This window comes from Parabacteroides gordonii MS-1 = DSM 23371 (assembly GCF_000969825.1).
Lineage (GTDB): Bacteria > Bacteroidota > Bacteroidia > Bacteroidales > Tannerellaceae > Parabacteroides > Parabacteroides gordonii.
In genome coordinates this window covers 26,648-41,020 of the sequence record NZ_KQ033920.1, presented here as the reverse complement: position 1 = coordinate 41,020, position 14,373 = coordinate 26,648, and the positions used below count along the sequence as shown (strand labels likewise).

The window sequence follows — 14,373 nt, the reverse complement described above, 5'->3', positions numbered from 1 at the left end:
CGCAATTATGTTCTATCTTTGTAGGTAGGATATGGGAAAATACTGGCAAATACTTAAACGATATAAAGGGGGATTGTTGATCAGTCCGCTTCTGGTACTAATCACCGTGCTGTGCGAAACTGTTCAGCCGATGTTTATGGCTGAAATCATCGATAATGGGGTAATGAATCGCGACCTGTCGGTTATTACTCATATCGGAACGTATATGATACTTGTTTCGATTGCCGGATTAGTGGTCAATATTATAAATGTATATATATCTTCCCGCATCGGTATCGGGTTTGGCACTGACCTACGGGAAACCCTCTTCGGAAAAATCCAACAACTATCCTTCTTCGATATAGATAAATTCAGTTCGGCTTCTCTTATTACCCGGCTGACAAGCGATATCTCCCGTATACAACAGATTGTCCTGATGTCACTCCGGCTCTTATTACGTTCACCGCTGATGCTGGCTATGGCCGTGTTCTTTGTTATCAGAATAAACAGGGAACTGGCAATGGTGCTGATAATCGCCATCCCGATACTAGGGGGAAGCGTTTATCTGATACTCAGCAAGGGATTTCCCTTTTTCCTGAAAGTACAGCAGAAAGTAGACCAGCTCAACAGCGTTGTCAGGGAGAACCTGATCAATATACGTGTAGTGAAATCGTTTGTCAGGGAGGATTTCGAGACAAAGAAGTTTGATAAGAGCAGTGAAGAACTGCGTGATATGGTAATCAGTGCCTCCAACATCGTTGTATCCATATTCCCTGTCATGCAGCTCGTTATGAATTTATCCACTCTCGCTATCCTATGGCTGGGTGGACAAAAAGTGATTCACGGGGAACTGAAAGTGGGTGAACTGATCTCATTTGTGAACTATCTGGCACAGGTATTGATGTCGTTGATGATGCTCTCCATGATCATTATGTCGTACGCCCGCGCATCCGCCTCCTCCAAACGTATCCTGGAAGTGCTCGATACTGAAGCATCCCTGGTAAATACGAAAGAAGGGCTACAAGACAAGCATAAGATAGAGAAAGGGAAAGTGACTTTCGATAATGTCAGCTTCCGGTATATCGGTGGTGAGAATGACGTTTTGCAGCATATCAGCTTTCAGGCTCATCCGGGCGAAACGATCGCATTGGTCGGTGCTACGGGTTCGGCCAAGAGCTCACTGGTGCAGTTAATACGGCGGTTATATGATGCGACTTCCGGCGAAATACGGATCGACGATATTCCGGTAAAGGATTACAATCTGGACGAGTTGCATGCCCGTATCGGAATGGTACTGCAAAAGAACGAGCTGTTCACCGGTACGATCATCGACAACCTGAGATGGGGAAAGCCTGACGCTTCCATTGCCGAGATCGAAGAAGCGACCCGGGCTGCCGAAGCGCATGATTTTATCCAATCGTTTACCGATGGTTACGAGACTTTGCTCGGACGTGGCGGCATCAATCTATCAGGCGGACAAAAACAACGCATCTGTATCGCCCGTGCCCTGCTCCGTAAGCCGAAGATCCTTATTCTCGACGACAGCACCAGTGCCGTAGACACCGAAACAGAGTTGAAAATAAGGAACAACCTGAATGCCTTGCTACACGACACGACTGTATTCATCATTACCCAACGGATCAACACCATGCAGTCGGCCGACCGGGTAATCGTGCTTGAAGATGGGGAAGTCAACGCAATAGGAACACCCGATGAACTGATGAAAAGCTCGGACGTTTACCAGGATATTTATCATTCACAGCAAGTACTCTTTTAAGCTATGGCACACGGAGATCACCTGAAATATAACGCGAAGGCCAAAGAGGGAAAGAAAACCTTCTTCCGGCTGGTATCGTACCTGTCGTGCGACAAACGCCTGCTGTTCGTTATCGGATTCCTGATAATAGTCAGCATTGTTGCCAACCTGCTGGGCTCTTATATGCTGCGTCCCATCATCAACGACTATATCATTCCCGGAGATTTTCACGGACTGATCCGCATACTGCTCATCCTTGCAGGGGTTTATCTTACAGGGGTTGCAGCAGTCTATATCCAGTATATCCTGCTGAACAAGATCGGGCAGCGCACCGTCACCCGTATGCGTTCCGACCTTTTCAGGAAGATGGAGCACCTGCCGGTTAAATATTTCGATACACACCAGCACGGCGACCTGATGAGCCGCTACACCAACGACATCGACCGTATCAGTGATGCGCTGACCGACAGCCTGTCGGACATGCTTTCGAGCGCCCTCACCCTGATCGGTATCTTCTGCCTGATGCTCTATATCAGTCCGATCCTTACGCTGGTGACACTGGTCACCGTGCCGCTTATGTTCCTTTTCGCCAAAGGGATTGTCGGACGAAGCCGCAAATACTTCAAGGCGCAGCAGGAGTCGATCGGCACACTGAACGGATATATCGAAGAAATGATCAGCGGACAGAAGGTGGTTAAGGTATTCGGCCACGAAAAGAAAGTGGAAACCGACTTCAACGTACTCAACGACGACCTGAAAGGCAAATCGCAGAAAGCCCAGTTCTATTCCGGTATGATGATGCCCGTTATGCAGAACCTGAATACGTTGAACTATGTATTCATTACGATAGTCGGTGCCTTGCTCGCCATCTTCCGTGGATTTGATGTCGGCGGACTGGCTGCTTTCCTGCAATATTCCCGCCAGTTCGGACGCCCGATCAACGAGCTTGCCAGCCTGTACAACAGCATACAAGCGGCCATTGCCGGAGCCGAACGTATCTTCGAAGTCATAGATGAAGCACCCGAAGCGCCGGATACGCCGGATGCCATCACTTTACAGAATGTACAGGGCGATGTAGCCATGAAAGACGTTTATTTCGGTTACAAGCCGGAGAAAACGATCCTGAAAGGGATCTCCCTGCATGCTTCCGCCGGATGCAAGATAGCCCTTGTCGGTGCCACAGGTGCCGGAAAGACCACTATATTGAATATGCTCCCCCGTTTCTTCGATATCCAGTCGGGCGAGATCACGATCGACGGCCATTCTATCCAACAGATCAAACGGGACAGTTTACGGCAATCGATGGCTATCGTATTACAGGACACACACCTGTTCACAGGTACCGTACGCGAAAATATCCGCTTCGGCCGTCTCGATGCCACCGACGAGGAGGTCATTGCAGCCGCCAGACTCACGGCCGCCCATTCCTTTATCAAACGTCTCCCGCAAGGATACGATACTTTATTGGAAAACGACGGTGCCAACCTGAGCCAGGGACAACGGCAGTTGCTCAACATCGCCCGTGCCGCCATCGCCGATCCTCCTATCCTGTTACTGGATGAAGCGACCAGCAACATCGACACCCGTAGCGAAATCCTTATCCAGAAGGGTCTCGACCAACTGATGCAGGGACGCACCAGCCTGATCATCGCCCACCGTCTCTCGACTGTAAGGAACGCCGACCTTATCATCGTTCTGGAACACGGCCGGATCATTGAACGGGGCAGCCATCAGGAGCTACTGGCGTTGAAAGGAAAGTATTATTCTCTGAACCAGGAGCAGTTCAAATAACAACGAACCCCTTCACTATTTCCTAAGCAGGAAACTCCAGTTTCCAAACCAAGAAACTACGAGGAAACTGTAATTAGCTAGGTAACAATACACTATGTACATTTCCTTTTCAAGCAGAAAATCCCCCCGACGACAAGGCGACCGGGAGGATTCCACAATTCAAATACTAAATCTATAAACTTACAATGCTATGCGATAAACAGAGAAACTTAACGGGCGAAGTATTACTTCTGCTGCCGGAGCTTCCAATTCTACATCCGATACAACGGGGACAACTTGGTCGGGTTTGCAGATTGTATTCTTGGCTTCCAGGTCGGATGCGTGCAATACGGTTACTGTTCCTTTATGCTTTCCACCGGAAAGGCCGTTCAGGTCGAGTTTTATCTTTCTGTGCTGAATGCCGGTGTTGGCTATTTTAATAATCAGTTCGTTTGTCTTCTTATCGACTGCTGCCGTTGCATACAAATCGTTTTGTCCGGTAACCGGTTCATTCTGCATGCTCAACGGAATAACATTCGTACCTGCATTATGGCCGTAAAGTTGCTGTACATAATAATTAGGAGTCTTTACCAGTGAAAGGTTGTCGAACCAGATCAGGTCGGGACGCCACTGCCAGGCATCGACATGGGCGAACAACGGTGCATAGGTACAGATATGAACCACATCGGCATTCCGTTCAAAACCAGTCATAAAGGCTGCTTCGGCAAGGGCCGTCAGGAAACTGTTTTCGCGGTTGTTCGGGTGACAGGCATATTCGCCGGCAAATACTTTAGGGCCGTTACGGTCGTATGAGTCATACCGTTTGGCTCCATTCAGAAACCATTCCGGAGAACGGTAATAATGCTCGTCTACCAAATCGACATTGATACGTTTCATTTCCGGCCATAGATAATCGAAGTCTTCCCCTTCCGCCTGCGGGCCGGAGCTACCGATCACTTGGATTTCCGGGTATTTGGCACGGATCTGTTTTACAAACGGCTCCAGACGTTCGGGATACAGCGATCCCCATTGTTCGTTACCGATAGCCAGATATTTCAGGTTGAAAGAAGCCGGATGTCCCATATCGGCACGCAATTTACCCCATTTGGAAGTGACAGGGCCGTTAGCAAATTCAATCAGGTCGAGTGCATCGTCGATATACGGCTGCAACTTATCCACCGGACAGTTTTCATTCGGATCATCGTTTTCATACTGGCAGGAAAGACCGCAGTTTAATACCGGAAGCGGCTCTGCTCCTATATCTTCACTCAACTGGAAGTATTCGAAGAAGCCTAAACCATAGGATTGATAGTAATCCGGGAATTTCTTGTGAGGGAAAGTATAATTCCAACGGTTGATATTAATCGGACGGTTTTCCACCGGGCCGACTGTATTCTTCCACTGATAGCGGGTTGCCAGATTGGTTCCTTCCACGATACAACCACCGGGGAAACGGAACACACCGGGTTTCAGGTCTTTCAACGCCTGTGCCAGGTCGGCACGCATACCGTTCGGACGGTTATTGAATGTATTCTGCGGGAATAAAGAGATATGTTCCAAGTCGGCTGTTCCCTGGGTCAGCATCGTAATGCGTAAGCGGGAATGGGCTTCTGTTACTTCAGGGGTGAGGACAACGGAATACTTTTTCCAGTCTTTACCGTTTATCTCAACCTCTTTGGTTTCATATATATCATGCTTATCATTGACGAGGTTGATACGGAATTTAATAGGGCCGTTAGTTACCGTACGGGCATAGAAGGACAGATCGTACTTCTCTCCAGCCTTAATACCTATGCCTTTAAAACCTTCATTATCCAGTCCGGTTCCTGTCAATTCCTTATTAAAGGAAAGGCGGGCATAATGGGGATTCTTATCAAAACAGGGCGACTTTGTCTGTATGGTCACATTACCGAAAGGAGTCCAGCCTCCGAAAGGATTCTCAAACTCGAACGAGCGGTTTTTGATCAGTTCCGCATACAGTCCGCCATCCGCACCGAAATTTATATCTTCAAAAAAGATACCGTACATGGTGGACTGAATAGGTGCACCCGTTTGCTGCACGTCTATTTTAAACTCATTGGTCTGTGCCATCAGGCCGCTTACCCCCATACTTAAGAGGAACAGGGAGATAGCTTTTTTCATGCTTCTTCTCATATCAAGTGTTTTTCTGTGAAATAAAAGATTTATTTAGTTGCAAATGTACACTAATACAGCTTTCATTAGGTGGACAAATGCACTCTTTTGGTAGACAAAAAGCCACTTTATGCTCTATAACATCTTTTCGTGCATCCTACTTACAAAGAAGTAGGCTAATTTTACACGCAATTTTGATAACATTACATACATGAAGAACAAGAATACACTGTCTGGCTTGACTGTAGCAAACTTCAGTAAGCAAATAGACGGGAAGGAGACGATGCTATGTATCCTGACCAATAAAAAAGGTGCAGAACTTACCATTACCAACTACGGTGCAAAAATTGTATCGCTTATGGTACCGGATCGGTCCGGCAAGTTAACCGATGTAGTTACCGGACATAATTCCCTCGACGATTATCTGGTTTCTGAAGAACCTTACTTCGGAGCCATCTGCGGCCGCTACGGCAACCGCATTGCCAAAGGATCATTTACACTGGATGGTGTCAAATACGATAAGCTGGCAATCAACAACGGTCCCAATAGCCTTCACGGGGGACTTAAAGGTTTCAATTCTGTAGTCTGGGATGCAAACCAGACGGATGACCAGACCGTAGAACTGAAATATACTTCAGCCGATGGCGAAGAAGGTTTCCCCGGCACATTACAAACAACCGTTACATATCATCTGACCGACGACAACGAAGTCGTGATCATGTATCATGCCGTAACAGACAAACCTACCGTATTAAATCTGACCAACCACTCCTACTTCAACCTGTCGGGAGCCGGTGATCCGTCAGTTGCAGATCATACATTGACAATCAATGCCGATCAATATCTTCCAACGGACGAGACGGCTATTCCTTACGGTGCCCCTGAAAAAGTGGAAGGTACGCCGATGGATTTCCGCACTCCTTATCTGGTAGGTGCCCGTATCGACGAACCGACTGACCAGTTAACCTGGGCAAGAGGTTACGACCATACCTATATATTAAATAAGGAACAAGGAGAACTGGGTTTCTGTGCCCGTTGCCAATCCCCCAAAACCGGTATTATCATGGAAACATATACTACTGAACCGGGTGTACAATTATATACAGGTAACTGGATGACCGGTAATTTCGAAGGAAAGAACGGCCAACGCTATCCGGCAAGAGCAGCTTTATGCCTGGAAACACAACATTTCCCCGACAGTCCGAACAAACCGGAATATCCATCGACCGTACTTCGTCCGGGAGAAGTTTTCGAGAGCAAGACTATTTATAAATTCTCTGCCGAATAACAAACTCGATTCATTAATAATCTAAATAATCAAAAGAAATGGAATCTACTAAAAAGAAGAATTACGCGCTACCCATTGCGATGATGTTCGCATTATTCGCAATGATCTCTTTCGTTACCGGTCTGCCGCAACCGTTCGGTGCCATCGTTCAGAATGAATTCGGTGCAACCAACCTGCAGGCAACTTTAGGTTTTGCTGCTAACTTTATCGCTTACGCCTTTATGGGTATCCCTTCCGGTCTGTTATTGCAGAAGATCGGTTATAAGAAAACGGCATTGATCGCAATCGTTGTCGGTTTTGTTGGTGTAGGTATTCAGGCACTTTCCTCAACTATGGGATTTGCCGTTTATGTAACCGGTGCTTTCGTATCAGGTTTCTCTATGTGTATGTTGAATACAGTAGTTAACCCGATGTTGAACACATTAGGTGGCGGCGGTAAGAAAGGTAACCAGTTAATCCAAACTGGTGGTTCTCTGAACTCTTTGTCTGCAACAATCGTTCCTGTATTGGTTGGTTACCTGATGGGTACAGTTGTTGAAGAACGTACAATAGCAAAAGCACTGCCGGCATTGTATATCGCTATGGCTATTTTCGCTATTGCATTTGTAGTGTTGTTCATCATGAATATCCCGGAACCAAACTTGTCAACAGCAAAGAAAGATGTAAAAGATACTCACAGCCCATTGTCATTCCGTCACTTCAAACTGGGTGCTTTGGCTATCTTCGTATACGTAGGTATTGAAGTTGGTATTCCTCACTTCGCAGGTCTGTTTATGATGACTCCGGAAGCTGGTGGCGGTCTGGCTATCGACTCTACAATTGCCGGATCAGTAGTTGGTACTTACTGGTTCCTGATGTTGATCGGCCGTTTGGTGGGTGCATCACTGGGTGCTAAGTTCTCAAGTAAACAGATGCTTACTTTTGCTTCTACTTTAGGACTTATCTTCATCGCGCTGGCATTTATCAGCCCGATCACTACTCATGTAAGTATGCCGGTATTTATGAGCGATATCTCATTCGGTATGGCACAGGTGCCCATTAGCATCATGTTCTTTGCGCTTTGCGGACTTTGTACTTCTATCATGTGGGGTGGTATTTTCAATCTGGCTGTTGAAGGTCTGGGTAAATACACAGAAGCTGCTTCCGGTTTGTTTATGGTATTAGTTTGCGGTGGTGGTCTGTTGCCATTACTTCAGGGTGCCGTTTCCGACTCTGTTGGATTTATGGCTAGCTTCGTCGTAATCATTATCGCTTTGGCTTACCTGTTGTTCTACGCTCTGATCGGATGTAAGAATGTTAATACAGATATTCCTGTTAAATAAAAAATAAGTGTAAAATTGATGATTGAAGAAATTATCTAACTATATTTGTGGTCGGATAATTTCTTCATCTTTTATATAACCTTTAAAAGTAATAATATCATGCAGAAAAAAATCAGAAATAAATTTCAAGAGTTATTCAATACAGAAGGTGCTGTATATGCTTCTCCCGGTCGTATTAACCTGATCGGTGAACATACAGACTACAACGGTGGTTTCGTATTTCCGGGGGCTATCGATAAAGGGATGATCGCTGAGATCAAACCGAACGGCACAGGCAAAGTTCGTGCTTTCTCTATCGACCTGAACGATTACGCAGAATTCGGTTTGAATGAAGAAGATGCACCAAAAGCTAGCTGGGCAAGATATATTTTCGGTGTATGCCGTGAGATCATCAAACGTGGTGGCCAGATCCAGGGATTTGATACTGTATTTGCCGGTGATGTACCTCTAGGTGCCGGTATGTCTTCATCTGCCGCTTTGGAAAGTACTTATGCATTTGCATTGAATGACCTCTTCTCTCTGGGTATCGACAAATTCGAATTAGCAAAGATCGGTCAGTCAACAGAACATAATTATTGTGGTGTTAACTGTGGTATCATGGATCAGTTCGCTTCTGTATTCGGTAAAGAAGGAAGCCTGATCCGCTTGGATTGTCGTTCTTTGGAATATAAATATTTCCCGTTCAACCCGGTAGGTTATAAACTGGTTTTGCTGGATTCTGTGGTTAAACACGAACTGGCTTCTTCCGCTTATAACAAACGCCGTCAGTCTTGCGAAAACGCAGCTGCAGCCATCCGTCGCAATCATCCGGAAGTAGAATTCCTGCGTGATGCCACTATGGAGATGCTAAATGAAGTAAAAGGCGATATCAGCGCTGAAGACTATATGCGTGCCGAATACGTGATCGAAGAAGTACAACGCGTACTCGACGTTTGCGAAGCTTTGGAAAAAGGCGACTACGAAACCGTAGGACAGAAAATGTACGAAACGCACCACGGCATGAGCAAACTATACGAAGTAAGTTGCGAAGAATTAGACTTCCTGAACGATGTAGCCAAGAAATGTGGCGTAACCGGTTCACGTGTAATGGGTGGCGGTTTCGGTGGTTGCACAATCAACCTTGTAAAAGACGAACTGCATGATGCATTCATCAAGGAAGCATTCGATTCTTATACAAAGAAATTCGGACACGAACCTAAAGTATACGAAGTAGTCATCAGCGACGGCGCACGCAAACTCGCTTAATAAATTAATTCAATATCCATAAAATCATGACAGCCGCATTTTATCAGAACGAAGTCAAATTTTTTGTTTCAGTAGATTGTATCATCCTGGGGTTTAACAACAGTGAACTCAATGTTTTACTTTACAAACGGAATTTTGAGCCACTACAAGGACAGTGGTCTCTGATGGGCGGTTTTATCAAATCCGGCGAAAGCATCGGCGAAGCGGCTTCACGCGTACTTACCGAATGCTCCGGTATTGATAATCTTTTTATGGAACAGGTAGGTGCTTACGGAGATGTTACCCGCGACTTAGGGGAACGGGTTATCTCCGTAGCATACTATTCATTGGTCAATATGAATGACTTCAATCCGGAATTACTGAAAGAGCATAACGCCGAATGGACTAAACTAAGCGAAGTGCCCGACCTGATCTTCGACCATAATCAAATGATCACGGATACGTTAGCTCGTTTGAAGAGAAAAGCAGCAACCCGTCCTGTCGGCTTCAATCTTCTCCCGGAAAAATTCACCCTTCCCCAGCTTCAAAGTCTGTACGAAGCTATTTACCAGACTCCACTGGACAAACGTAATTTCCGCAAGAAACTCAATTCGATGGACATCCTTGAAAAGCTTGACGAGAAGGATAAAAAGAGTTCTAAAAGAGGTGCGTTCTATTATATGTTCAACAAAGAAAAGTATGACAGGTTGCTCGATCAGGGATTCTATTTCTCCTTATAATAAAGGACATAGGACTACTTCTCTTATTACTTGTTATCAACACTCTTAAAAAGTTACAAGCTATGTTTTAAAACATAGCTTTTTTTGTACCATTATGCGAATAAGGTGTTACTTTTACACCATCGAATAATAAGTGTACTACGCTATACTTATTATCATATATAAAACTATATATTAAGTATATAACAAGCCACAAAACAATACGGTAATGGTTGAAGAATTAAAAGAAAAGGTTTTCAAAGCCAACTTAGATCTGGTAAAACATGGATTAGTCATTTTTACCTGGGGAAACGTAAGCGCAATTGACCGCGAAAAAGGTTTGGTTGTGATCAAGCCATCCGGAGTTTCTTACGAAACAATGAAAGCCAGCGATATGGTTGTTCTCGACTTACAGGGAAATATCCTGGAGGGAACATTGAAGCCATCGTCTGACACTCCTACTCATCTGGTACTATATAATGCTTTTCCGGAAATCGGCGGCATCGTACATACACATTCCACCTACGCAACATCCTGGGCACAGGCCGGACGGGATATACCCAATATAGGGACAACGCATGCTGACTACTTCAGCGACGCGATTCCCTGTACCCGGCAAATGACCCGGCAAGAGATCGAAGGTGAATACGAGAAAGAAACAGGAAACGTGATCGTTGAAAGATTCAAGAACCTGAATCCGGTTCATATACCCGGCGTACTGGTAGAGAATCACGGGCCGTTTTCATGGGGTAAAAATGCCGACGATGCCGTACATAACGCAGTCGTAATGGAGCAAGTTGCCAAAATGGCTTATATCTCTTATGGTATCAACCCACAGCTGACAATGAACAAACATCTGATAACTAAGCATTTTTACCGCAAACACGGCCCCAATGCTTACTACGGACAATAATAAAACAATCATTATAACTATTAAATCAACAAGCCATGAATTTTAAAGACTTAGAAGTATGGTTCGTTACAGGAGCCCAGCTTCTGTACGGAGGCGACGCAGTCGTACAAGTAGATGCACATTCCAACGAGATGGTAAAAGGTCTCAATGAATCAGGAAATCTACCTATTAAGGTTGTCTACAAAGGAACTGTTAACTCTGCCAAAGAAGTTACCGCAGCTTTCAAAGCAGCTAACAATGATGAAAAGTGTGTCGGTGTTATCACCTGGATGCATACTTTCTCTCCTGCCAAAATGTGGATCCACGGATTGCAGGAATTGAAGAAACCGTTACTGCATTTCCACACCCAGTTCAACAAAGAAATCCCCTGGGAAACAATGGATATGGATTTCATGAACCTGAACCAGTCAGCACATGGCGACCGCGAATTCGGCCACATGGTAAGCCGTATGCGCAAGAACCGCAAAGTAGTGGTCGGCCACTGGCAGGATGAAAAAGCACAAGCCCGTATTGCCGTATGGATGCGCGTTGCCGCTGCCTGGGCTGATTCACAGGATATGCTGATCATCCGTTTCGGCGACCAGATGAACAATGTGGCCGTAACAGATGGCGACAAGGTGGAAGCCGAACTGAAGTTGGGTTATCACGTAGACTATTGCCCGATAAACGATGTAATGGCATATTACAACGCTGTCGACGACAAAGACACACGCGCCCTTGTTCAGCAATATTTTGCAGACTACGACCACGCTCCCGAGCTGGAAGACGAGACAACAGAAGCCTACACAAAAGTATGGAACTCGGCTAAAGCAGAAATCGCTATCCGCCGTATCCTGAAAGAAAAAGGAGCAAAAGCTTTCACCACCAACTTCAACGACCTGGGTAATTTCGACCAGATTCCCGGACTGGCTTCACAACGCCTGATGGCAGAAGGGTATGGTTTCGGAGCAGAAGGCGACTGGAAAACCGCCGCATTGTTCCGCACCATGTGGTACATGAGCCAGGGAATGCCGAAAGGCTGCTCTTTCCTTGAAGATTACACCTTGAACTTCGACGGCGAACAAAGCGCCATCCTGCAAGCCCACATGCTGGAAATCTGTCCGCTTATCGCCGAACAGAAGCCCAAACTGGAAGTACACCGCCTGAGCATCGGTATCGACAGCGAAACAGCCCGCCTGGTCTTCACCAGCAAACCGGGTGAAGGGGTTGCCGCCACTATCGTCGACATGGGTAACCGTTTCCGTCTCATCGTAAACAAAGTGGACTGCATCAAGAGCAAGCCGCTTCCTAAACTTCCTGTTGCCAGCGCCTTGTGGATTCCGCAACCCAATCTCGAAATCGGTGCCGCTGCCTGGATACTGGCCGGAGGAACACACCACACCAGCTTCTCGTACGACCTGACAGTAGAATACCTGGAAGATTATGCCGACATTGCCGGTATCGAAATGGTGGTTATCGACAAGGATACAACAATTTCTTCCTTCAAGAAGGAATTACAGTACAACGACCTGTATTATATGTTAAACCGCGCATTACAGTCTTAAACTATGGCTAACGAAAGATATGTAATAGGTTTGGATTACGGTAGCGACTCTTGCCGCGCCGTAATCGTAAACGCAGAGACAGGGGAGGAACTGGCTTCCGCCGTTAAATATTATCCACGCTGGATGGAAGGTAAATACTGCGATCCGCTAAAGAATCGCTACCGCCAGCATCCGTTGGATTATATCGAAGGACTGGAAACGACAATAAAGGAATCCTTAGCCAAATGTCCGGCAGGGACTGCTGAAAAGGTAGTCGGCATCGCTTTCGATACAACCGGCAGTACCCCCGTCCTGACAGACAAAGAAGGCACTCCCCTCGCCCTGCTGCCTGAGTTTGCCGAGAACCCGAACGCCATGTTCGTACTTTGGAAAGACCATACAGCCATCAAAGAAGCTGCCGAGATCAACGAACTGGCTAAACGCTGGGGAATCGACTACACAGCCTACGAAGGTGGCATCTACTCTTCCGAGTGGGTATGGGCCAAGATGGTACACGTGCTCCGTGAAGACGAAAGCATCCGCCAGGCAGCCTATGCCTGGATCGAGCATTGCGACTGGTTGCCCGCCCTGATCACAGGAAAGAGCAAACCGGAAGAAGTGTACCGCAGCCGTTGTGCGGCCGGACACAAAGCCATGTGGCTGGAGAAATGGGACGGACTTCCTTCAGAGGAGTTCCTGACCACGCTCGAACCGTTATTGGCCGGCTTCCGTAGCCACCTGTTTGAAAAGACATATACCAGCGACACACAAGTAGGTAACCTGACAGAAGAATGGGCTGAACGCCTGGGGCTGACAACCAACGTTGCCGTTGCCGTAGGAGCCTTCGACTGCCACATGGGTGCCGTCGGTGCAGAGATCACCCCGCGTACATTTGTCCGCGTGATCGGTACTTCCACCTGCGATATCATGGTTTCCTCTTACGAAGAGATGGGCGACAAGCTAGTGCCCGGAATCTGCGGACAGGTAGACGGCTCCGTTATCCCCGGCATGGTCGGACTGGAAGCCGGACAATCCGGATTCGGCGACATCTACGCCTGGTTCAAGAACGTATTGGCCTGGCCGCTCGAAAACATCCTGTCCAAGAGCAACCTGATCGATGCGGAGACCAAAGCGAAGCTGATCGAAGAAACGGCCGGCAAGATCATCCCCGCCCTTTCCGAAGAAGCAGCCAAAGTACCGGTAAGCGAAAGCACCATCCTGGCAGTAGACTGGATGAACGGACGCCGCACACCGGATGCCAGCCAGCTGGTAAAAGGAACGATCACCGGCCTGAACCTGGCAAGCTCCGCCCCGCTTATCTTCCGTGCACTGGTCGAAGCGACCGCTTTCGGATCGAAAGCCATCGTAGACCGCTTCCTCGAAAACGGTATCAAGATAGAAAGCGTGATCGGCATCGGAGGTATCTCCCTGAAATCACCGTTCGTCATGCAGACCTTGGCCGACGTACTCAATATGCCGATCAAAGTAGCCAAAGCAGAACAAGCCTGTGCCTTCGGTGCATCCATGTTCGCCGCAGTAGCTGCCGGTGTATACACTAAAGTGGAAGAAGCACAGCAAGCTATGGGACAAGGATTCGCGAAAGAATACTATCCGAATCACGAGAGTCACCAAGCCTATCTGGCTCTATATGAGAAATATCGCAAATTAGGAAACTTTACCGAAAATGAATTGTTTGTATGATATGGCGGTCTATATGAAGAGATTCCCTATCTTTGTACAAAAATT

General features: G+C 46.8%; 10 protein-coding genes. 9 read left to right on the top strand and 1 reads right to left on the bottom strand.

From position 1 onward, the window contains the following. Positions 1–31: 31 nt before the first annotated feature. Positions 32–1,756 carry an ABC transporter ATP-binding protein gene (locus HMPREF1536_RS17175; protein ID WP_028726828.1) on the top strand — a complete coding sequence of 575 codons (1,725 nt, stop codon included), beginning with the start codon at positions 32–34 and terminating at the stop codon, positions 1,754–1,756. Between the two features lie 3 nt (positions 1,757–1,759). After that, positions 1,760–3,526, top strand: a complete 1,767-nt coding sequence (locus HMPREF1536_RS17170) for an ABC transporter ATP-binding protein (protein WP_028726829.1) — start codon at positions 1,760–1,762, stop codon at positions 3,524–3,526. Positions 3,527–3,706: 180 nt separating this feature from the next. Here the strand turns inward: HMPREF1536_RS17170 and HMPREF1536_RS17165 are convergent, their stop codons facing one another. After that, positions 3,707–5,659: an alpha-L-arabinofuranosidase C-terminal domain-containing protein gene (locus HMPREF1536_RS17165; RefSeq protein WP_028726830.1), complete on the bottom strand. Its 1,953-nt coding sequence runs from the start codon at positions 5,657–5,659 to the stop codon at positions 3,707–3,709. Positions 5,660–5,849: 190 nt separating this feature from the next. On the opposite strand from HMPREF1536_RS17165, the gene HMPREF1536_RS17160 reads away from it, so the two are divergent. From HMPREF1536_RS17160 to HMPREF1536_RS17130, 7 genes are all read left to right on the top strand, one after another. After that, positions 5,850–6,926 carry an aldose epimerase family protein gene (locus HMPREF1536_RS17160; RefSeq protein ID WP_028726831.1) on the top strand — a complete coding sequence of 359 codons (1,077 nt, stop codon included), beginning with the start codon at positions 5,850–5,852 and terminating at the stop codon, positions 6,924–6,926. 38 nt (positions 6,927–6,964) lie between these two features. Further along, entirely contained in the window at positions 6,965–8,248 is a 1,284-nt protein-coding gene (locus tag HMPREF1536_RS17155; RefSeq protein WP_028726832.1) for an MFS transporter, read from the top strand. Positions 8,249–8,347: 99 nt separating this feature from the next. After that, positions 8,348–9,493, top strand: a complete 1,146-nt coding sequence (galK, locus tag HMPREF1536_RS17150; RefSeq protein ID WP_028726833.1) for a galactokinase — start codon at positions 8,348–8,350, stop codon at positions 9,491–9,493. A 26-nt stretch (positions 9,494–9,519) separates the two neighbouring features. After that, positions 9,520–10,212, top strand: coding sequence for an NUDIX hydrolase (locus HMPREF1536_RS17145; RefSeq protein ID WP_028726834.1), 693 nt, complete (start codon positions 9,520–9,522; stop codon positions 10,210–10,212). Positions 10,213–10,420: 208 nt separating this feature from the next. Beyond that, on the top strand, positions 10,421–11,104 hold the full coding sequence (gene araD, locus HMPREF1536_RS17140; protein WP_028726835.1) for an L-ribulose-5-phosphate 4-epimerase: 684 nt from the start codon (positions 10,421–10,423) through the stop codon (positions 11,102–11,104). Between the two features lie 35 nt (positions 11,105–11,139). Continuing rightward, positions 11,140–12,648 (top strand): L-arabinose isomerase, encoded by a 1,509-nt coding sequence (araA, locus tag HMPREF1536_RS17135; RefSeq protein ID WP_028726836.1) that lies wholly within the window; start codon positions 11,140–11,142, stop codon positions 12,646–12,648. Between the two features lie 3 nt (positions 12,649–12,651). Further along, entirely contained in the window at positions 12,652–14,328 is a 1,677-nt protein-coding gene (locus HMPREF1536_RS17130; RefSeq protein ID WP_028726837.1) for a ribulokinase, read from the top strand. The last annotated feature ends 45 nt before the right edge of the window (positions 14,329–14,373 follow it).

Coding starts and splice junctions, on each gene's coding strand:
- HMPREF1536_RS17145 (WP_028726834.1), top strand. CDS start 9,520: ATGACAGCCGCATTTTATCAGAACGAAGTCAAATTTTTTGTTTCAGTA.
- HMPREF1536_RS17160 (WP_028726831.1), top strand. CDS start 5,850: ATGAAGAACAAGAATACACTGTCTGGCTTGACTGTAGCAAACTTCAGT.
- HMPREF1536_RS17170 (WP_028726829.1), top strand. CDS start 1,760: ATGGCACACGGAGATCACCTGAAATATAACGCGAAGGCCAAAGAGGGA.
- araD (WP_028726835.1), top strand. CDS start 10,421: ATGGTTGAAGAATTAAAAGAAAAGGTTTTCAAAGCCAACTTAGATCTG.
- HMPREF1536_RS17165 (WP_028726830.1), bottom strand. CDS start 5,659: ATGAGAAGAAGCATGAAAAAAGCTATCTCCCTGTTCCTCTTAAGTATG.
- galK (WP_028726833.1), top strand. CDS start 8,348: ATGCAGAAAAAAATCAGAAATAAATTTCAAGAGTTATTCAATACAGAA.
- HMPREF1536_RS17130 (WP_028726837.1), top strand. CDS start 12,652: ATGGCTAACGAAAGATATGTAATAGGTTTGGATTACGGTAGCGACTCT.
- araA (WP_028726836.1), top strand. CDS start 11,140: ATGAATTTTAAAGACTTAGAAGTATGGTTCGTTACAGGAGCCCAGCTT.
- HMPREF1536_RS17175 (WP_028726828.1), top strand. CDS start 32: ATGGGAAAATACTGGCAAATACTTAAACGATATAAAGGGGGATTGTTG.
- HMPREF1536_RS17155 (WP_028726832.1), top strand. CDS start 6,965: ATGGAATCTACTAAAAAGAAGAATTACGCGCTACCCATTGCGATGATG.